This is a genomic window from Streptomyces sp. NPDC042336 (assembly GCF_055581985.1).
This window is the reverse complement of sequence record NZ_JBVJEA010000003.1, coordinates 459,663-479,504: the sequence shown is the minus strand read 5'-3', so window position 1 is coordinate 479,504 and position 19,842 is coordinate 459,663. Positions and strand designations below refer to the sequence as shown.

Here is a 19,842-nt window from a genome sequence, read left to right as displayed (position 1 = left end):
CGAAAGAGATCACAGCATTGAGCGACACCACCGCGACTCTCCCGAGCACCCTCACCCTGCGCTGCACCCCCGAACTCGTCCAGGGCCAGAAGGTGTACGTACGGATCTTCCCGCGAAGCGTGCGGGATGAATGGGAGAAGCTGAAAGGCGCCGGAGACGACGAGCAGAAAAGCCAGCAGCATCCGGACGAGAAGAAGAACCTGCCGTACTCAACCGCCTTGACCTACCTGAAGTTCAAGACCGGCGGATACGTCCACCTCGACCGGTACCTCAACTTCCTGGTCTCACTGGAGAAGATTGACGACGAGATCCTGCGCCACGTCTTCCGGTGCGTCGTCGGCTACAGCAAGGGACTCAACACCGACCAGGCCGTCCTCCTCGACGTACCACCGGTGGCCGAAGCCATCGCGAACACGCCCGAGCAGGAGTTCGAGATGACGCGCTTCCTCAAGCCGGTGTCCGGCAGGCAGCCGAAGTGTCCCGACTGGATGTACGTGGCCGTGCCCTGGGTGATCTCCAAGAAGCTCGCCCAAGAAAAGTTCACCATCTACGACCTCGTCCCGATCACCAAGAAGGTCGCCGACAAGGAGAAGGACGGCTCCCCGAAGCTCGACGCCAACGGCGAACAGGTCTACAAGAACCGCACGATCGGCTGGAAGGCCAACCCGAACAAGAGGGAAGTCACCTACCTCCCCGACAGTCGGGGCGGCCTCATCGCCTGGGATCACCCCTTCGGACGCAAGTACAACCTCCGTGACGACGCAACCGAGGTCAACGAGGCCACCAAGGCCCAGTACGCGATGTCCCGGCTCTCAGTGGTCATGAAGACCGAGCCCAACGTCGTCCACCCCGTCATCTTCCTGGACGCCCACGTCACCCGCGTCCACAGCAACATGATCTATGCTAAGTCCACGCACATCTACCAGGGCAGCGACGGCCTTCCCATCCTGCACACCGAGCTGGTACGCAACGGCAACGTCCGCGCAGTCAACCAGCGCGCCCTGGAACTGCTCGCACGCGACGAGATGGACATCAGCGTCCTGCAAGCGCTGCAGACACGCGTCACCGAAGAGCGGGGCCTGCTGGAAAAGGCTGCCGAGAGGGGGGAATTCCCCTCGTTCATCACCCCTGACGCCGGCGTCATCCGCCCGCTCATGCCGCAGAACGACAACTTCGCTGTCGGCACGGGACCTGGCACCCTCCACCTGCGGCTCCTGGCCGAACACGTCTCCAAGGTGCTGGGCGAGAAGGCCACCTGGGTCGACTTCACGGTGGAACCGATGACCTTCGAGCCGCGCCCCACGGACAAGCAGAAGATGGCCCCGCAGGAGCGTGCAAGCCGCATCGAGGCCGGCGAACTCCTCCACACCATCGGCTTTCCCCCGCCCGAAGAGATCACCGCCTCGGTGAAGGCCCAGGGCTTCGAGCACCTGCGGATCGTATGCCTGTGGTACCGCTGGAACACCCGCCTTCGCATGATCAACGCGCTGTCCCTGGCCTTCCCGGACGGCTCGCCCATCGGCGATCCTGAGCCAGGCGAGGAGGTCTTCCTCGCTCCCGGCATCAGCGTGGTGTTCCGCCAGGCCGAGCGCTTCCTGTCACACGGCGACGACATCAACCGGACCGTGGAGTTCAAATCCCTCGAAGACGACTTCGCCGACAGCGAGTCGCAGGTAATGGTCGGCGCCTGGTGCGAGACTGAGATCCCGGCCCTGAAGAAGAAGGACGGAGAGAAGCGGAACGCATTCCTGCTGCGCAAGGAGCGCTATGACGGAAAGTTCCAAGTCCGCCGCTTCCTGGCCAAGAAGGGCTTCGTCTGCCAGTTCACCAAGGGAATGAAACCGGGATCCTTCGGAAACCCCGCAACAGAAATCAGTCCTCCGAAGCCCGGGAAAGACCACGCCGCTTACATGGCGCTCCTCGACCTGTACCGCTCACTCGGGATCATCGACCAGCGCCTCGCACGGGCCATCGCGAAGGACAGGAAGGGCCACGAAGCGGGGAAACTCGTCTACTGCGGGATCCACGCCCGCCGACAGGCCAAGACCGCCGACGGCAAGCACACCAAACGCATCATCGTTGCCACCGCCCTGTTTCCGCCGGAGGAGGAGGGCGACGCCTGGACGATGCGAGCGTGGACACCCCAAATCGGGGCCTGGGTGCCCTACCGGGAGGCAATCGCCGCCTTCCACGCCAGTGACTACGCACTCCACGTCGACGGCAAGGGCGAGACGGACAAGGAACGCTGGGCGGAAGCAGCAGCACACGTCGAAGACGCCCTCTCCAGCCTCGTCCGCGACGAGCTGGAACCCGGCATGGGCTATGTCGTCATGGTCGACGGGCACGCCTGCCGACGGATGTGGACGGGCCTGCACAACGAGAATCAGAGCTACCAGGAAGAGGACATCACCGATCCGCGCACCTGGCTGCCGGGATACGGCAAAGGCAGGAACGCACCTCGCAAGAAGCCGAGCGCGGTCATCCGGATGAACGTCGCCGCAGACGAGGTGCCCCAGTACGTTCCCGTCCCTCGCGAGAGCGATCCGGACACCGAGAAGGAATCCATCCTGTTTGCATCGGCCAAACTACACCGCGCCGACGTGGACTTCGGAAATCCCTTCTGGATCCTGTTCAACATCCCGCGCAACTATCAAGCCAAGGGCGGCGACCTGGGCAAGACCATCACTCGCTGGGACGCCGACCCGGGCAAGGGCGGAGAGGAGGGGGAGCGGGAGACGAATGAGCTCAAGGCTCCGTGGTGGGCCGTCACGGCGACCGAGATCTACCCAGTCGGTGTGGCCGATGGGGTCGACCGGACGATGCTCGCACGGGCGACCGCGCGCTTGTGTCACCAGACCATCGCCTGGTCCGACCGCTCCCGCTACCCCGTCCCGTTGCACGCAGCCAAACAGCTCGACCTCGACCATCCCCAGTACCGGCGGTCGGCGCCGCCCGAGGAACAGGGAGATGAAGCCACCGACGAGTAGCCGAAGATGCGTTTTCGGGAGTGATGCAGAGGAGGGGCGGCGGATCGCCTCCTGGGCCGGCTGATGGTGATAAGCGATGGCGCACTTATTCACTCGCCCAGGTCGTGTGACTGGGCGGAGGCGCTGTGAGCCGCCGCTGCTCGCGGCTGATGCCAGGGCCAGACCGGCTGATCACCAGCACCGCAAAGTGGGGGAACATAGCGCGGGATCGCCGGTTGGCCAAACCGGCAATCCCGCGCACCATTGATAGTCCACCGCCACGCCCTGTCCCTACGTCGAAAGGCGCCTCCCGACGACCACAGACCAGCCACGAAGCGCGCACGGCCGAGGGACCGTCCAGCGATCACGCCGCCGCGTAGCTCGCCCGGAACAGATCCTGCGCCCGCTCCACGTCCCTCGGCGTACGAAGCTGCACCTCCAGATCACCCGTCCCGTGGTGACCAAGACCGGACACATCCCGGGTAAAGCCCGGAACGAGGTCGGTGTCCCTCGGGTCGACCTTCAGGTAGACGAGGAGCTTGCTCCGCTGAGGCGGACAGACGCAGGCGAAGTTCCGCAGACGCTGATACGCCCAGTACTGCTTGCGTTCAACGCGGTTCACCCCGTCCCCGAGCCCAAGCAGTGCCTCGTCGACCGCGCTCGCCAGCTCCATCATCGACGCGCCCTGGACGTCGGCTGCCGCCCGGGCAACCGCCTGTCGGCGCATTCGGCGGGTGACCCGCATACCGCCGCTGACGGATGCCACACTCTCAAGCCCGAGCAGAGCGCTGCCGAAGAGTCGGTAGCGGACCAGGTCGATCGAGCGCCGGTACTCGCGCACGGCGTGAACGTCGTAACGGGTGAAGTCGCCGGCGATACAGATCAGACGCGGGCCGCTCCACAGGACCTGGCCCGCGGCTGTCACCCCGAGGCAGTCGTGGACCAGGCGCTCAAACTCCGCGCGATGGTCCATCAACCACGCCAGATAGAAAAGGCCCTGGTTGATGACGCCGGCGTCGACGCCGCGCTTGTACTCGATAATGACCGGCGAGCCATTCTCGTCCAGCCCGAGCGAGTCGATCCGGCCCCCGTGGACCGGCCCGGTGCCGTACTCGCTCGCCAGGAACCGGACGCCCAGCAGCGTCTCCATGTGTGCTTCGATGAGGCCCTGCACGTCTGCCTCAACCTCAGCAAGACGCGGCGCGACCTCGCTCATACCTTCATTCGTCGTGTGAAACAGCTTCAGGCTCGACACCTTCCCCTCCTCGGCTCGAAGATCGAGAACACCGGGCGGGTCAGGATTGTTTCCGTCAGGGGCTTCGGCGCCGTGAAGAGGATGTGAGATTCCGGATTAGTAGCCCACCCCTGGCCACCATGTCCACACACATCTACTACTGCCGCAAGCAACACAGAATCGAAAGGCACCGCCGACAAGAATGCCCAGCCAGAACAGCGCAATGCAGCACGGGCAGTTCAGCCCGGCACATATACGAGCCACCTGGAGCGGAACCGCGAGCGTCGAAGAGGCTGCCCAAGCGTTTGGGCTGTCCAGGTCGAAGAGCTACGACCTCGTCCGCCGCGGCGAGTTTCCCTGCCGCGTGCTCCGGATCGGCCGCGCCACCCGGATTGTCACCGCATCACTGCTCCGAGTCCTGGAAAGCGGCGAACCGGAATACAACACCGTCGACACCAGGCACCTCACGGGCTCCTGACCCAACGTGTCCATGCCCTCGATGGCCTATTGCCCCTCGCCCCGTGACCAGTGCGTGTTCCCAAGGCGAGCCGGTGCCGTCGCCTCAGTGAGGTCAGAAACCGAACGATGGTCTGGGCCGCTCTACGTCGTGCTGTAGGGAACGCCCTTGACATCGAGTATCGCAGCAACTCGACTCGTGTGCTTACGATGCAGGGCGCAGACGAGCAGTTCCTGCGCTCGGGAGCCAGCCACGTAGAGGACACGCCGGGCCTCGGTGTTGTGGGCGCCTTCCCAGTCGTCCAAGACCGTCCGCCCAGTCACCGGGTCTACCCGCAACCTGTCTGGCAGGACAAGTACGACTCCGGGGAATTCCATGCCCTTGACGCCGTGGACAGTGGAGTGGCGGATGGACGGGCTGTTACCGAAGCTGGAGACGCTGGCCCAAGCGGCCTCCGGTGGTGCTTTGAACAGCTTGCCCAGATCGCTGCAGGCCGGGGCTGGCCCGTCTCCCCAGCTGGCTTGTTTCAAGAACTCACGCACCTCGGCTGCGAATTCGAGCCTGGTCTTGCCTTGAGCGTCGAGCCCCAGAGCCATCCGTACCGCGAAGCTCTCCAGCCACCGAGGGTCGACGCTGATCTCTTCGCAGGCCGCTGCAAAGCTGTGATGCTGTGTGTCCCGCCCAGCGGTGAGCGTCGCCAGGATGGCTCGCTGCACCTGTTCGACGGCCTTCCGACGGGCCTTCGGGTCCGTCTCCCGCGACCGGAGCGTAGATCCGGCGTTGGCGATGGCCATCACGCGGTAGCTCCCAGCGGCTTCTTGGCTAGCAACGCCGGCCGCCTTCATCCCGTGAGCCTCGGCGTGGGACAGGACGACGAGATCGTCTGCTGCGAGCTTGTATCGCTCAGCGACTTCCAGCGCCGCAGGCACGATCTGGTCGAGAGCCGAGAACTCGATCAGGTGGACCGGGGTCTGGACGACGGAGTTCTCGCCGCGAGCCGTCTCTACCAGTTGCCCGGACCTCAGGGCACTGTTGAAGGCACAAATGGCCGGCGAGCTGCGCCAGTTGTCGTCGAGTTCGAGTTGGACAGGGAGGTCGGCGGCGAACTCCTGGACCGCGGCGGGAGTCGCGTTGCGGAACTCGTAGATCGATTGGTCGAGGTCTCCCACCATGACCACGCGGACGCCGCTGTCTCGAAGGAAGCGGAGGATGTCGAGCTCTTCTCGGCCACAGTCTTGCGCTTCGTCCACGATGACCTCGGCGAAACGAGCCCGCAGCAGCCCTGCAAGGATCGCCCGCTCATTGGAGCTGTTGAGCCAGAACGCGGCCAGCAGACGGGCAGCCTCGCAGGTGATGGTCCCGACCTTGAGCAGTTGGCCAAAGATGTGCGACGCCTTGGCTTCCGCCTCGTGTTTGCGTCGCGCCAACTGATGGTGCACCGCGGCATCGCCGAACGCCTTCGGCACTCGGCTCAGGTCCAGATGAGCGCGCCCGTCCGGGTCGAAGTCGAACCAGCGGAACTCCAGGTCTTTGGCCCTTCCTAGATCAGGGACGAGGCGAAAGCTCGTACTGGTCACGTCCTGCCAGGACTGTACGTAGTGGGGCCTCCGGTTGTACGCCTTCACGTACAGAGGGGTGACGATGAAGCGGTGGATGAACGTGTCGAACGTGCCGACGAAGTGGGGTGCCCGCAGGGCCTCCGTCTGGCTGCCACACCTGTGTCGGACCTCGTCCACCGCGGCGTTGGTGAAGGAGATTAGGGCGATCCCGCGTCGGGGTTCCTCGGCGGTCCGCTGGAGGAAGCGGGCGACCATGGCCCGGGTCTTGCCGGCCCCAGGGCAGGCCGCCGCGAACAGGCTGTCTGTGGCGTCGACGAGAGCCTGCTGGCCGTCGGTGAGCTTCACCTCGTTCAACGTGCCTCACCCGAGGTGTCCGCCAGGACGCCGCGGATGGCGTCGGCGAGGTACTGCGGGGCTTCGAAGGTCTCCCCGTTCTCGATCGCCAAGGCCACGTCGTGCGCGAACTCGCCCTTGCCGATGAACTTCTTATGCTTGCGGAGTTTGAGGTAGAAACCCCAAGCACGCCCCCGCTCATTGTCGAGGATCTCCTGCCACTTCTTCTTGGAGCGCGTCTTCTGCTTAAGGAAGGCCGCTTTGAGTACGGGCTCGTTGACCTCGGGCGTCAGGAGGTCGGCTTCCAGGGTGTGGGGAGCCTCGGCCACGTGCAGGTGGCCCTTGGCCCCGATCAACTCGGCGTGGGCTGTCAGCCGGTCCTTGCGGTTGTTCACCGCGCTGTCGTCATCGTCGTCGTCCGGCTCGTCCTCATCGGTTTCAGCGTCCGCTTCAGGATCGTTTCCGGTCGGGGCAGCGGCTGCCGGTTCCTGGACCTCGCCCTGGCCGTCCTCGCTCTCCCCTTCCTCTGTCTTCTTCTCCTTGGGGATGTCCGGGTCGCCGTCGGTGATGACGGTCAGCTTGTCCAGGAGCCGGCACCCGTTGACCTCCGACAGCAGCAGCGTGATGTAGGGGGCGAAGTCGACGCTGCCGACGTTGATGATCGTGACGCCGTGGAAGTCCCGGCGCTGCTTGGCCTGGGCCTCGCCGCCGAAGACGCAGTGACGGGCGATCACCGGCAGCAGGACGGCCTCGGCGATCCCTTCGACGAGGATGACCCGACGGGCAAAGAGCAAGCCGGCCCGGGTGGCATCCAGGTACTGGTTGATCTTCCGCCGCTCGGCCTCAGAAAGCTCGATCTTGGCCAGCGGGAGTGCCTGGCTCTTCCGGCGCAGCACGTCCTTGTCCTGGCCCTGGCCGTCCTGGACAGTCTCCTGGTCCACTCGTGTGCGCAGCGCGACAACGTTCTCGATTCCGACGCTGCTGGCCAGGTTGGGCGAGTGTGTGCTGGCGATGACCTGGATCCGGCCGGCCGGGCCCTGCGTGTCGTCCTTGAGAGAAGCCTCGGCCTGTTCCTGCAGGTAATCCAATAGGACTGCCTGAAGCTGCGGGTGGAGGTGCGCCTCGGGCTCCTCGACGAGGAAAAGCGTCAGCTCCATGTGCTGGGCCTTGCGTAGTTCCAAGATGACGGTCGCGATGAACAGCAAGTTGGCGTAGCCCAGACCCGACTCGGTGAGGTCGGCCGGCGGGATGCCGGCCTCGGCCATCTTCACTCGCAAGCTGCGCGCCAGGCGGTGCAGTTCGTACTCGGCGAAGGTGACCTCGACCGTCTGTCCGCGGACGGAGTCGGTCAGCTCGCGCAGGTGGCCCTGGATCTCCTTGGTCGTGGAGGTCAGGACGGGATGTTCCTTGAGCTGCGTGAACGAGTCGTTGGCCTGCGCGCGAAAGGCTTCCTGTTCGTCTTCCTCGGTGAGGTAGCGGATGATCCTCAGCAGCCGGTTCCCATCCGAGGAGTCCAGCTCGCGCTGCGCATCTCTCAGCGGTGCCAGGTAGACGTGCGCGATCTGGTCGCGCTTGTCGGGTTCAGCGTCTGGACCGTCCACCGGACCCACAGTCACGGTCGGACGCATTTGCTGCCGGGCTTCGTCCCGCTTGTACGTCGTCGTGTAGGTGGCCTGGTTTGATCCCACGTCGAGGGCAGCTATGTAGTGGGCCCGCTGGGCTGCCGTCAGTCCGTCGTACGTCGCACGGAACTGAACCTCCTGGCCTTCGCGTCCGTGGGACAGGTCGACCTCATCGAACCAGCGCGTCGAACGACGGTTCAAGGGCGTCGTGGCCAGCCTCAGCGCTTCGATCACGTTAGACTTGCCGGAATTGTTCTCGCCAACGAGGAGCGTGATGCCGGGTTGAAAATCGAGTTCGAGGTCATAACACGACCGGAAGTTCTTGATACCGAGCTGCCGCAGATACATTCCGGCCTTCGGTCCGTCCTGGCTCACTAACGCGCCCCCGCTAATCCATAAAGCCATTCTGCAAAATCGGCCACCTGCACCATGCGTCACATAGAGCAGCCATTGCGTACTTTGGCACATGATCCACAAGGGGATCATGCGAACCGGCCGGTAACACAGAGTGGCTTCGGTCACGTTGCGTTGCCGCCGGGCTGCTCGCGACCGGCCATCCTGCGCATCCTTGCCAGGGCCCCTGCGCCGCCCCGCACTCGGGCGGCGCAATGGTCGTTTCCGGCAGGCCCATAAATGTCAGTGGCACGAGATAGCGTTCCCCCACGGTGAGTTGGGAGGGGACCCATGGCAGGTGTCGACCGTGCGGAGCAGCTACGCAGATTCGGGCGATTCGTGTTGGAGGGGGCGCGGTCGGAGCAGGTGCGGCGGCTGGCACGGCAGGTGAATGCCGTGTCTTACACGAGTGCGCGGGAGTACGCCGGGCGTTCGCTCTTCGAGCTGCTGCAGAACGGTTATGACGCACACCCAAGGGGCCGGTGTGACGGCCAGGTGCATGTGCTGCTGGATGAGGAAGAGGGCGAGTGGGGGACGTTGTACGTCGCCAATGGCGGCACGCCCTTCACGTGGAGGAACGTCGAGAGGGTCTGCGAGCTGGCGCAGAGCTCCAAGGCGGTTGGGGAGGGGATCGGGAACAAGGGCGTCGGGTTCCGAAGCGTCCTGTTGATCAGCGACGCGCCCGAGATCTTTAGCGCCGATCCTGACGGCCCCAACGGTCGTGAACTGGACGGCTATTGCTTCCGGTTCGCGCACAGGGGCAATGTTGAGGCGTTCCTGGGCGATGAACCAAACGCCCACGAGGTGGCCGCTGAGTTTCCGCCGCTTCAGGTGCCCTTGCCGCTGGACGAGGTGCCGACGATCTGTCGGGAGCTCGCCGCCGAGGGGCATGTGACCGTTGTGCGACTGCCTCTTCTGAATGAGGCGGCCCGGGCCGAGGTCCGGCTGCGGCTTCGCGAGCTCGCGGAGGCGAAGGCGCCCGTGATGCTGTTCCTCGACCGACTCGCGAGCCTGACGCTGGAGCGACGGGCCACCGGCGGCGAGGCCGCTGAGCGGTGGGAACTGACCCGGTCCGAGGAGCGATTCGCCACGACGGGCACGGCGGGAGAGCAGCTTGCCGTCTCCTTCGCGACTGTGGATCTGGGGCTCTCTGGAACGTTTCTCGTGGCCCGGGGCAGCGTGGAGAAGAAGCGTCTGAACAGCGCGCTCGACGAGGCCGTGGGCCTAGGGCTCCTCGACGACACCTGGCAGCGGTGGACTTCGTCCGCAGCAGTGGAGATTGCCGTTCCGCTGCCCGCCGTGCGACGGCCGCGACGGGGGCAGATCTATACCTTCTTGCCGATGGGCGAGGATCTGACGGCGCCGTTCCCCGGTCATGTGAACGCCCCGTTCTTCACCAAGATCGACCGCACCGGCCTGCCCTCTGAACACCCGCTCAATACGCTGCTGTTCGACTCCGTCGCCGAGACCTGCCTCGCGGCTGCAGCGATGTTGCGCGCGGTGCCGCAGGCCGAATTGGGGCGGCTGGCCGTGGATCTCGTGAGCTGGGAGAGCGGCAAAGGCTCAGCCGGGCTGCTGCGCGCGGCAGCCCGGCGAGTACACGGCAGCGATCTCGCCGACGTGCCACTCGTACCTGTTCACGCCGCCGATGACGCCAAGCGGGATGCGGCCTGGGCATCCCCCCGGGTCGCGATCCTGTGGCCTGACCTTGAGTTGACCGTCCTCACAACACACCGCGCCCACGCATCGGGAGTCGTGGTGGCGGACCCGGCCGTGGGCGGCGAACGCCTTCATCGGCTGGCGGCCACGTGCAAGTCCCTCGCCTGCCCATTGGAGCCGGACCGGGAGACACTAGCTGGGCATGTGGAGCGGATCGTCGCAACCCTCCCCCGTCCGGCCTCCCGCCCCGCTCCTTCATCCCCTGCCGCACCCCGTCCGCGTTCCGCGCCCCGTCCCGACGCGGTCCTCGACCAGTGGAGCGAACTGTACGAGGATCTGGCCGTGCTCTTCCAAGACGACGGGCACGTCCTGCGCGGCAGGAAGCTGCTGCTTGCGGAGGACGAAACGCTGCGCCACGCCAACCACCCTGCGGCCAGGTCGAGTTTCCCGCGCAAGGTGAGTGGTCGCGGAGCCCGGCGCGAGGCATTCTTCCAACCGGTGCGCGCGGACATGAACCTCGCAGAGGCACCCTCCGTCCCTGCCCTCCTCGGCAAGCGTCTCTTCTCCCTGCATCCCGGGCTGGTCTGGAACGACCACAGCAAGCGTGGGCGGAGGCTACCCGCCCGCGCGTTCCTCGAGGACGCGGGGATTGTCCGGCCGTTCGACATGAGGGGCCTGCTGGACCACGTCCGGCAGGCGCTCGGTGCGAGCACCGACCACCGGCTCCGGCTGCAGACCCTGCGGTTCGTCTTCCGGCTGTGGCAGCCGCGGCGTTCGTTGGGCGGCACGACGGTCTCGTCGCTGGGGCTGTACGTACCGTCCGTGGACGGCAGGCTGATCAAGGCGAGCGACGGTGTGTTCGGCAAGGGCTGGGGCCGTGGCTCCGTTGGCGAGGACCTGGCAACGGTGGTCGCTGCTGGGCAGGACGTGTCAAAGAACCTCAAGGTGATCGCTGAGCACCTCATCGCCGCGCCGGATGAGTTCGTGAAGCGGGGCGATACCTCGGACGAGTGGCGGGCATTCCTTTCGGAGTCAGGGGTGGCCGACGGACTCGTGCCAGTTTCCTCCCCCGACGCCCAAAGGTGGGCGGACGGCCAGGATCTCACCACCCGGCAGTTGGTCCGCATGGCCAAGGTGGCCTTGACGGTGCGGGAGCAGTGGGAACCGTATATCGACCGCCCTTGGTCCCATGCTTCCTACCCTCGGACGTCCTACCAAGGTTCCCCCGCCTATCAGCTTCCCGGTCAGGACGTCGTCGAACGGCTCGGCCACAGTGCCCGGCTGGCCTACGCGCGCCTGGTTCTGCATGGCCTGGCGCACTGGGAAGACATGTATTTCACCAGCACCTGGACCAGTGCGGGGAGCCGAAGCACGGACAGGGAACGGGCGCTGACCCCTCTCGCCGCCTTCGTTCGGGAGCAGCCATGGCTTCCGGTGCGGGGGCGTGACCGCGCCGTCAGATTCGTACGGCCGGCCGACGCGTGGCACTGCCCGCCCGGGCTGGAAGAGGAGCCCGCCTATGCGCCAACCGTCGACCACCGAGTGCGCCATCTGCTAGAGCTGGACAAGGCCCGTGACCGGCTGCGTGAGATGAGGATGCCGACCTGGGACGACCCCCGCGACAGCGCTCGCGCCCTTGCCGCGCTGGGTCTGCTCGCGTCGCAGGGCGCGCTGGGGGCCGAGGACCGGCCTGCCGTGCAACGCGCCAACGAACGCGCCTGGAAGCACCTGGTACAGCACCCACGCCCGGCACTGCCCAGCGACACGACTCTGCTCGTCGAGTCCCGGGAACAGCTCATCGGCATGCCGTTGCCCGGCCTGGACGACGGGCAGACCGTGCTCTACATCAGCGACCAGCGCGATGGCCTGACCGCGCTGCTGGTACGCGAAATGGCGCGCCCCTTGCTCGTCGTTCCCGGTGTCGCAGCGAAGGCTGCCGGACTGCTGGCACCTGGCCATCCCGAGACTGTCCGTCACACCGACGATGTGACGTTCACCGTGACCGTGGACGGCCAGCAGGTAGACCCCGTCACCATGGGAGAGCCCCTGGTCGATCAACTGCCCTGGCTCGCCCTGGCGGTGGGTGTCCTCGCCGATCACCTGGCCCGCGGCCCCCGGGCGAGTGAGGCGGAACTGAACGAGCTGACCTCTGCAGTGAAGAGCGTGCGCCTGCACCGCTACCGCTCCTGGAAAATCGAGCTGGACGGCCAGCCCGTGACCTTGCCGACCCGTCTCGGCGGAGTGCTGCCGCTGCCGGATCCGAAGTACCCCCTTCTCCTCGCCCCGGAGTCCGAACCGAGCTGGCACGAGACGACCCGCATAGTGGAGGCAACGGCCGAGTTGTTGAAAAGGCGGGAGTTCGGCATCCGGCTCCGCCTGGCCACCCACGTCCTCGCCGCCCGCCACGCCAACCTCACCGACCCCGGCCAGGACGAGCTCGCCGATGCCCTGGAAGTCACCGTCCACCAGATCGAGGAGACGAGGCGACGCATCGACGGGGCCATCGGCGTGGTTGTGGAGCGCTGCCGCCCCTTCCTCGTCCACCTGCTCGGCGCGACGACAGCTGACACGCTGCTCGTGCCGCCACCGGCCGACACGCGGGAGCTCCAGGCCGGCCTGGAGAAGCATGCCACTCAACTCCCGCTTGATGCATCGGAGTTCATAGCCCAAGCCCGTGCGGCGCGCAGCACGGACGAGCTGCGGCACGCTCTGGGCGTCGGCTTCGCCGAGCTGAACGACACCCTGCGCTCCATGACACCGCCCATGGAACCGATCAGCCACGCGGACGAGCACCAGGAAGCGCTCCACGCCTACCTGGACCTCCACAGGAAGGATCTCGTGAACCGGCTGCGCTGGGCGGCACTGAACGATTTCGACGCCCGGCGCCCGATGCCCCACTGGCCGTTGCTGAGCGCCCTGAAGTGGATCAGCGTACCTGCGGCATGGGCCTGCACCGTGGATACGGCCGGCTCCGAGCGCCTGGAGAGGCACATCGAGGAGGAGCTGACACGGAAGCTGGGCCGCCCGGCGCCCCACGCGGGTGAACGCCTGCCCGCCCTCGACCAGGTCCGCAGCGCGAACCTCCGTACGATCACCGACCTGGCCGCCGACCTCGCGGTCCTGGTCAATGCCGCCCGGCACCCATTGCCACCGGCGCTGGCCGGCTCCGAGCCCGCCACCGAGGTCACTGCACGGCTGGAAGCGGCGGGCGCACTGGACTTCCGCCCGCTGGCTGCCGCAGATGTCGTCGCCTGGCTGGCCGTGCTCGGCCAGTGGCCCGCCGGGATGCCTCCGACAACGGATCTCGACCGGCATGGGTTGACCGAGACTGACCTGGACCGCGTACGCAACGCGGCCGAACACGCCCGCCGCGAACAGGAGCGTCGACGGCGGTCGATCTCCGTCGGCGGCCGAGCCTTCGACGTGTATGACGGCGACTTCACAACCCTGACCCGCGAACTCCAGCGCGTCTTCGAAAACGGGGCCATACCGGGAGTCGCCGCCGGGCCGCTCCGCTTCACCGATCCCCAGACGCTGACCGGCGCCCGGCGGGCATCCTCCACCGGTCGTTCGCGCGGCGGGCGATACGGCGGCAGCCCGGACAGCGGACTGACCGCGGCTCAGCGGGAGGCCATCGGATACCTAGGTGAGTGGTACGCCTACCAGTGGCTGTGCGCGCCTACCCGGACAGCATGGACGAGACCAGCTGGGTGTCGACGAACCGCCGAAAGGCTTTCCCCGGCCCGCCCGGTGACAACGGTCTCGGCTACGACTTCCGGATCGGTTCCGGCCGGCGACCCTACATGTTCGAAGTCAAGGCGACCCAGGGCGACGGCGGGCGCTTCGAGCTGGGAGAGAGCGAGGTACGCGCAGCCCAGCAACACGCGGGCAACGACCGCTGGCGCCTCCTCATGGTCACCCACGCCCTTACCCCGGACCGGATGAACATCCGCATGCTCCCCAATCCCTACGCGAAACGCGGACGCGGACGCTACCGGGAGGAAGGCGGCTCGCTGCGCTTCTCGTACCGGCTTTGAGCTTTATAGCCCCGCCGGAGTACACGTCCCCCGACCGGCATCGGGCACTGGCCCGTTTGTCACACGCGACCCCTCCAAGCCTGAGTCGTTACATAGCCAGCTGGGCTAACAGACGTTGTCATTTGTACCGGTACAGCTGGTGAAGGTGGAGGACGTCGGCTTGCCACTGCGAGCGCGCGTCCTGGGCATTGCCGGACACGTACCCGCCCAGCCGGCCTCCAGTGCAAGCGCTACCGGGCACGAATCAATCATGATCGGTTCGGCCGACTTCACCGACCTCGCCGCCGCATTCGCACGCCAGCACCGCATCACCGTTCTCGGCCGCGCCGAGATCAAGAAGTAGGCCCACGGCACCCACCTGTACCGAGCCGTCGACATCCTGATCTGACCTGTCTCCACCCGGCCGTCACGGATGTTGAGGGTTCAGACCTGTACGCCAGCCCAAGTCCAGGCCCGTCGAGTCCTTAAGGACCTTGTTCAGCGCCCCGACCTCGGCGCGGTCCTCGAAGAGGGCACGGGGAAGGTGATCCGAGGCGAGAGGGCCGGTGCCGTGCAGTACGTCGTCGTACGCGGACGCCACGGCGGCGCTGATCAGCAGGTCCGTGGCCTCGTTGAGGTTCACGTGCTCCGCCGGCCATCGGTACTCACCCTGGCTCACCCGGAACATGGGGAACAGCCACCACATGTCCGGGTCGGGGTCGATGAACCTGAGTGCCCGGTCATTGAGGAAGTTGACGCCGTAGTGGGTGAGCGCGCAGGCATCCTGCTCGCGGAGATCGAGCAGGCGTGAGGCGCACAGGAAGGAGACGGCCGGGGTGCGTCGGGCCAGGTGCATGGGGATGGTGGCGGCCTCCCGCAGCGTGGAGAGTCCGGACAGGCGGGAAGCCACGCGCCCCATCCGGAGCCCGCTGCGTTGGGCCAGCATGTGCTGGAAGTGAACCGTCATCTCATGACTCGGGTACTGGAATTCCAGGTCGCTTTTCCAGTCCGCCATCGCCTTTGCCGCCGCCGCGAAGCGGTAGGGAGGGTACAGCTCCCTCCAGTCGACGGACGGGTCGGCAGAAGTCAGGCCCGGGACCACCGGGTTCAGCGCGAAGTCGATGAGCGCCAGGACAACGCTCCCACCAAGCTCCCTTCCCGCCAGGGCGCTCGCCAGGCGCCACGGAAGCCCGTACTCGCCACTCATCTCCTCAAGCAGCAACTCCCGCAGTGTCGGGTCGGCCATCCGCAAGAAGGCGCCCTCGAACTGGAAGAGCTCGTCGATCACCGCCGCGCACTCGAACAAGGTGCGTGTGCTGAGCGGGCCTTCGGAGGTGTCTATGAGCTTCAAGGCCCCTGTAATACTGACGGGCGTGTCCTCAGGGCGCTCCACCATCTCCGCGCCCGCGCTCTGGCGCCACGCGTCTTCCAGGGAGTGCTCGAACGCCGCCTGGGTGTCCCAGGACGTGGCATCGGACTCCCTCAGGCCCTCCGGGTCCAGCAGAACGTAGTAGGCATGGTAGAGATTGAGCCAGTCCAGCTCGTTGTATCTCAGCTCTCCGCTTGTGTACTGGGGATAGCGCTTGAAGGAGAGGAAGGGCAGCCCGTTACTCCGGGCCCCATGGAGGAGCTCGGTTTGCTGCCGGCTCATCCGGGAGATCGTGTAAGCGGCCAGTTGGTCTCTCGTTCGCCGTAACAGGCTCAGCAGGACGCCGACGGTTGATCCGTGATAGCGCGCCCAGTGGCTGCTCTCGTGCACGTAGGTCTTGTGCCAGGAGGCGACTGAGGTGACGAGGCCCTTGGTGCGCGTGCGGGTCGGGTCCTGGAAGAGGATTTGGCTGCGCAAGTTCAACTCGGCGCCGCTGGAGTTCTGCAGGCGGGGGGAATGGACGGTCATTGGGCTGCGCCTTCCGGGCTTTCCGGGTCCTCGTCGGCGCTTTCGGGACGAGGACCCAACTCGTCCACTGGTCCGCGGTCACGTGCGCGCTCGACCAGGGCCTTGAGAGCGTCGTGCAGCGTGTTCGTAGCCAGTCCGGCAACGACGGAGACGGCGATCTCCGCCCACTGCCCGTGACGCAAGGAATCGCGTCTGTCCTGGCGCAGGGGTGTGAGTGTGAGGGTGCATTTTCCTGCGAGGTGCGGATCTGCCTCGATCTCCCGCGCGAGCACCTTCAAGTTCGCGGTCTCGCCCCGGTATTCAAAGATCAGCATGGCGGGAGCCTACATCGGCCCCCAACCCTTGGGACGCCCGGACATCGCGGCGCCTATGACCGGGGCGTGCGGGTGTGGTGCAGATCGCTGCCTGGCGGGTGGTGGAGGGGCGTGAAGTTCGAGACGTCCCAAGTCACGCTGGGCTCGCAGTAGCATCCGGGCAAGACACGGCGTGCCCGCCACTCACGGCTCGGTGACCTCGTCACTAGAGCTGCCGTCAGGTGCTCGGCCAGTAATCCGCCCCGGCTGATTCCGATCGCAGCACGAAGCGCCAGCCTGTTTCCTAAGGGACCATTGCGGCAAGCTGAAGCCATGGGGGAATCTACCAGTCGCGTGTCGTTCCGCATCAGCTTCACCGAGTTCATATCCGACCCAGACGACGATGACTGCCGACGCCGTGCAGTGACCATCCCGGCCGACCGGATCACGTTCGATAACGACCACCTGATCCTGTGGGTCGGCGACACGGAGCGCGTGCGCTTCCCCATGGGCACCGTCAAATCCATCGAAGTCGTCCACGCCCCCAGCACCAGCCAGCGCGTGGATCCGGATCAACTCCGCGCCCGCTACCCGAACTTCGGCAAGGCGTGGAGCAGCGCCGACGAAGAGAGACTCCTCTCCCTGTACCGAGCGGGGCAGCGCGACTACGACGTACTGGCCACCGAATTCGGACGACAGCCCTCCGCAATACGCTCCCGTCTCGGCCGGCTCGGCCTGGAACAGCTATGACCGAAGCGGGACCAGAAGCCGCGATCCGCAACGTGGCAGAACTCGCCCACCACGTCCATTGGATCCACGCGTGGCCCGAGAAACCGACATGGCGCGACCGACTCCGCCGATGGGCATATCCCGAGATCTATCGCTTCGACCCAACCGCCACCCCACCGAGGCCGTGGCTGGACCGGCCTGCCGGGGCGTACGAACGGACAGGCTGGCGTATCCGAGTCGCCTACGTGGGGGACGAAGTCGCGTTCGAGGTCGAATACGTGGTGTGCCGGCCTTGCGCGATCGGCTGGGTGGAATCACCCGTCTCCTATCCTGGCTACAAGCGGTTCGGACTCGCCTCAGCCGCGCTTCGATCTCTACGCCACCAATACCCCGGACTGGAGTGGCACACGGGCGGCGGGCACTTCCGCGATTCCGAACCCTTCTGGATCTCCGTCGGCGCGGACGTCCCCGGCGGTTACACCCAGCAGGAAAGGTGTCACCACGTGGAGCCAAGGCGAGTGAAACGCACCTAAGAAGGCTGGGAGAGCTACCTCCATCGCCCGGGAGGAGCGTGCCGATGGTTCATGCAGGGCGGAGGGTGCCTGTGGTCATCACCCACGGGCGGCCGGGACGCAGCGTGCCTTGGCATGCTCGGATGGCCCCGGCTCGTCTACCAGTCCGCCACGGGACGGAATGCTTGTGCATCCGAGGTCCGGGCAAGCAAGGAGGCACTGACAACGCACGCCAGGAATACATAAACTCCTCTCCCAACGAGTGCAATCGCAAAGTATGCGCACCCTGGAAGCGTCACAGGAACACGGACCGCATGAAGCGCCAGCCGCATCGTGCGCGCCAGCGCAGCCGATCTCAGACGAAGCCGCACCGGAGCGCTCCGATGACTTCGTCGTCTCACGGCTCGACTCAAAGTCCCGTCAGGACGGACCCCGGCGGGGCCTCGCCGTATCACTCGCCTATCACGCAGCCATCACCAACTGTGCGGCCTCTCCCGGACCAGAAGGCCCTGACCTGGTACTTCGTGCCCGCGCTGGACCGGCATAGACGCCCCCGGACGGTCTTTACAACCTGTGCCATGTAGCACCGAGGGACGGCCCCATGACGAGGACCGGGGCCTGTTCCGGCCCGTCAAAGCGGTATTGCATGGTGTCGACGTTCTTCTCACTCACCCGTTCACGCTCCCACATCTCACATTCTCTTCGTGAACGGGGGCGGAGCCACTCGCCAGACCTCCCCACGTGTCCGCCGTCGGCCGCAGGTCCTCCACATCCGGCTTCACGTACCAGCGTTTCGTGGTCCGGACGTCGGCGTGGCCGGCCCACCGGGCGAGGAGATGGTCGGGGACCCCGTGGTTCGCCAGGTACGTCAGGCAGCTCGCACGGGCGTCGTACAGACGGACCCGACGCAGCCCGCTGCGGTCCATGACCTTGTAGGCCCGCTCACGCAGCTGACGTCCGTTGAGCGCCCTGCCCCGAGCGTCTACGAGAACGTAGCCGCTGCCTTCGTACCCCTGCCCCGCCGCCGTCATTTCGTCTGCCTGAACATCCCGGAACGCGGTCAAGGCAGCCGCCACCGGAGCCGGCAGAGGAAGCTGCCGCTCACCGGCGAGCGACTTGGCGTCCTTCTCCACCACGATGTCGTTCCCCATGACCGTCCGGGTGTTGGTGATGAACACCGTGGCTTCGTCCAGGTCAACGTCCGCCCAGCGCAAGCCACAGATCTCCGCTGGCCGAAGACCCATCAGAGCGAGAAAGAACGGTGCCTGCAGGCGGTCACCTGCGATCGCACGAACGAAAGCGCGCACTTCCGCGACGCTCCACGGCGGCACTGCCGCCCTGGCCCTGCGCTCTGCCTTGCGTGCCATACGGGGAACGGTCACCTCCCGAGCGACGTTCACCCGGACCAAGCCCCGTGTCACTGCCCGGTCAAGCGCCTCCTTCAGCCGAGCCAGCGACATCTCGACCGAGGTCACCCCCAGACCGGTGCCCGGCTTCCCTCCCCGCCCACGCCCCTCCTGGAGCGCCCATCGCATCCATGCCTCGACATGGTCCTCGGTGAGGTCCTGGAGCCTGATATGCCCGAGCCTTCCGCGGACCCGGGCCAGGGTCATGGTGTAGCTGTAGGCAGTGCTCTCCTCCAGATCCTCCGCCTTCATGGATAGCCACTGCTCGAGCCACTCGCCCACCGTGACCTGACTGAACGGTGCTCGCGCCGCCTCGTAGCGACGATGCACGATGCTCGCGTACTCCGCCTTCGCCTCCCTCAGCGTCCCGAACGTACGCGTCACCTGCTTGCGTTTCCCGGTAACCGGATCGGGGCCTGCATCGACCACAAACCGGTACCGAACCTTCCCCTTGGCATCCGGGGCGAGCTTCTTGATCGGATAAGACAGGACTACTCGCTTTCCTTGGAGTGTGGGAGCCCCAGCGCAGCCTTCTGTGTTCATGTCGAACACCAAGCCCGGGGGGCTGACGAGCTCCTCCAAGGATTGCCGTGATCGCCGGTTTGGCCAACCGGCGATCACGGTCTATGTTCCGCTCGTCACCAACCAGGACCGGGCCTCAGCACTCTCATGAGAGTGGGCATCCCATCGACGCTGTGCGGGTGCGGGCCCTCCCGGTGGGCTTGGTGTGGTCCACCCGCCACCTCCGGCTTCGCACCCGCTGCTC

At 66.1% G+C, this 19,842-nt stretch carries 10 protein-coding genes and 1 pseudogene; 5 read left to right on the top strand and 6 right to left on the bottom strand.

What is annotated here, in order from left to right:
* Positions 1 to 17 precede the first annotated feature (17 nt).
* Positions 18 to 2,987, top strand: coding sequence for an RNaseH domain-containing protein (locus ACZ6IM_RS10785; protein WP_469555868.1), 2,970 nt, complete (start codon positions 18 to 20; stop codon positions 2,985 to 2,987).
* Positions 2,988 to 3,330: 343 nt separating this feature from the next.
* Here the strand turns inward: ACZ6IM_RS10785 and ACZ6IM_RS10780 are convergent, their stop codons facing one another.
* Positions 3,331 to 4,221, bottom strand: a complete 891-nt coding sequence (locus tag ACZ6IM_RS10780) for a DUF5655 domain-containing protein (RefSeq protein WP_469555865.1) — start codon at positions 4,219 to 4,221, stop codon at positions 3,331 to 3,333.
* 181 nt (positions 4,222 to 4,402) lie between these two features.
* Here ACZ6IM_RS10780 and ACZ6IM_RS10775 point away from each other — a divergent pair, with 181 nt between their 5' ends.
* The gene (locus ACZ6IM_RS10775; protein ID WP_375926769.1) at positions 4,403 to 4,678 is read left to right on the top strand and encodes a helix-turn-helix domain-containing protein; all 276 of its coding nucleotides are present in this window, start codon (positions 4,403 to 4,405) and stop codon (positions 4,676 to 4,678) included.
* A gap of 122 nt (positions 4,679 to 4,800) precedes the next feature.
* On the opposite strand, the gene ACZ6IM_RS10770 is transcribed toward ACZ6IM_RS10775, so the two are convergent.
* Positions 4,801 to 6,561, bottom strand: coding sequence for a UvrD-helicase domain-containing protein (locus tag ACZ6IM_RS10770; protein WP_469555861.1), 1,761 nt, complete (start codon positions 6,559 to 6,561; stop codon positions 4,801 to 4,803).
* Between the two features lie 5 nt (positions 6,562 to 6,566).
* Positions 6,567 to 8,546 carry an ATP-dependent nuclease gene (locus ACZ6IM_RS10765; RefSeq protein ID WP_469555858.1) on the bottom strand — a complete coding sequence of 660 codons (1,980 nt, stop codon included), beginning with the start codon at positions 8,544 to 8,546 and terminating at the stop codon, positions 6,567 to 6,569.
* 309 nt (positions 8,547 to 8,855) lie between these two features.
* Between ACZ6IM_RS10765 and ACZ6IM_RS10760 the strand changes: the two are divergent.
* Together ACZ6IM_RS10760 and ACZ6IM_RS10755 are read left to right on the top strand one after the other, a co-directional pair.
* Positions 8,856 to 9,194: pseudogene (locus ACZ6IM_RS10760) on the top strand (hypothetical protein); the annotation flags it as partial.
* A gap of 4,721 nt (positions 9,195 to 13,915) precedes the next feature.
* A complete protein-coding gene (locus tag ACZ6IM_RS10755) occupies positions 13,916 to 14,260 on the top strand; it encodes a protein NO VEIN domain-containing protein (protein ID WP_469555856.1) in 345 nt (114 codons plus the stop codon).
* 406 nt (positions 14,261 to 14,666) lie between these two features.
* On the opposite strand, the gene ACZ6IM_RS10750 is transcribed toward ACZ6IM_RS10755, so the two are convergent.
* Together ACZ6IM_RS10750 and ACZ6IM_RS10745 are read right to left on the bottom strand one after the other, a co-directional pair.
* Positions 14,667 to 16,136 carry a hypothetical protein gene (locus ACZ6IM_RS10750; protein WP_469555853.1) on the bottom strand — a complete coding sequence of 490 codons (1,470 nt, stop codon included), beginning with the start codon at positions 16,134 to 16,136 and terminating at the stop codon, positions 14,667 to 14,669.
* Complete coding sequence (locus ACZ6IM_RS10745) at positions 16,133 to 16,450, bottom strand: hypothetical protein (RefSeq protein ID WP_376170246.1); 318 nt, start codon at positions 16,448 to 16,450, stop codon at positions 16,133 to 16,135. Before ACZ6IM_RS10745 ends, ACZ6IM_RS10750 begins: the two co-directional genes overlap by 4 nt.
* A gap of 333 nt (positions 16,451 to 16,783) precedes the next feature.
* Between ACZ6IM_RS10745 and ACZ6IM_RS10740 the strand changes: the two genes are divergently transcribed.
* On the top strand, positions 16,784 to 17,179 hold the full coding sequence (locus ACZ6IM_RS10740; protein ID WP_469555850.1) for a hypothetical protein: 396 nt from the start codon (positions 16,784 to 16,786) through the stop codon (positions 17,177 to 17,179).
* Positions 17,180 to 18,338: 1,159 nt separating this feature from the next.
* Here the strand turns inward: ACZ6IM_RS10740 and ACZ6IM_RS10735 are convergent.
* The gene (locus ACZ6IM_RS10735) at positions 18,339 to 19,658 is read right to left on the bottom strand and encodes a site-specific integrase (protein WP_370405181.1); all 1,320 of its coding nucleotides are present in this window, start codon (positions 19,656 to 19,658) and stop codon (positions 18,339 to 18,341) included.
* Between the last annotated feature and the right edge of the window lie 184 nt (positions 19,659 to 19,842).

What these genes read in the sequence shown, in the direction of transcription:
- ACZ6IM_RS10775 (WP_375926769.1), top strand. Translation starts at nt 4,403, where the DNA reads ATGCCCAGCCAGAACAGCGCAATGCAGCACGGGCAGTTCAGCCCGGCA.
- ACZ6IM_RS10755 (WP_469555856.1), top strand. Translation starts at nt 13,916, where the DNA reads ATGGACGAGACCAGCTGGGTGTCGACGAACCGCCGAAAGGCTTTCCCC.
- ACZ6IM_RS10750 (WP_469555853.1), bottom strand. Translation starts at nt 16,136, where the DNA reads ATGACCGTCCATTCCCCCCGCCTGCAGAACTCCAGCGGCGCCGAGTTG.
- ACZ6IM_RS10745 (WP_376170246.1), bottom strand. Translation starts at nt 16,450, where the DNA reads ATGCTGATCTTTGAATACCGGGGCGAGACCGCGAACTTGAAGGTGCTC.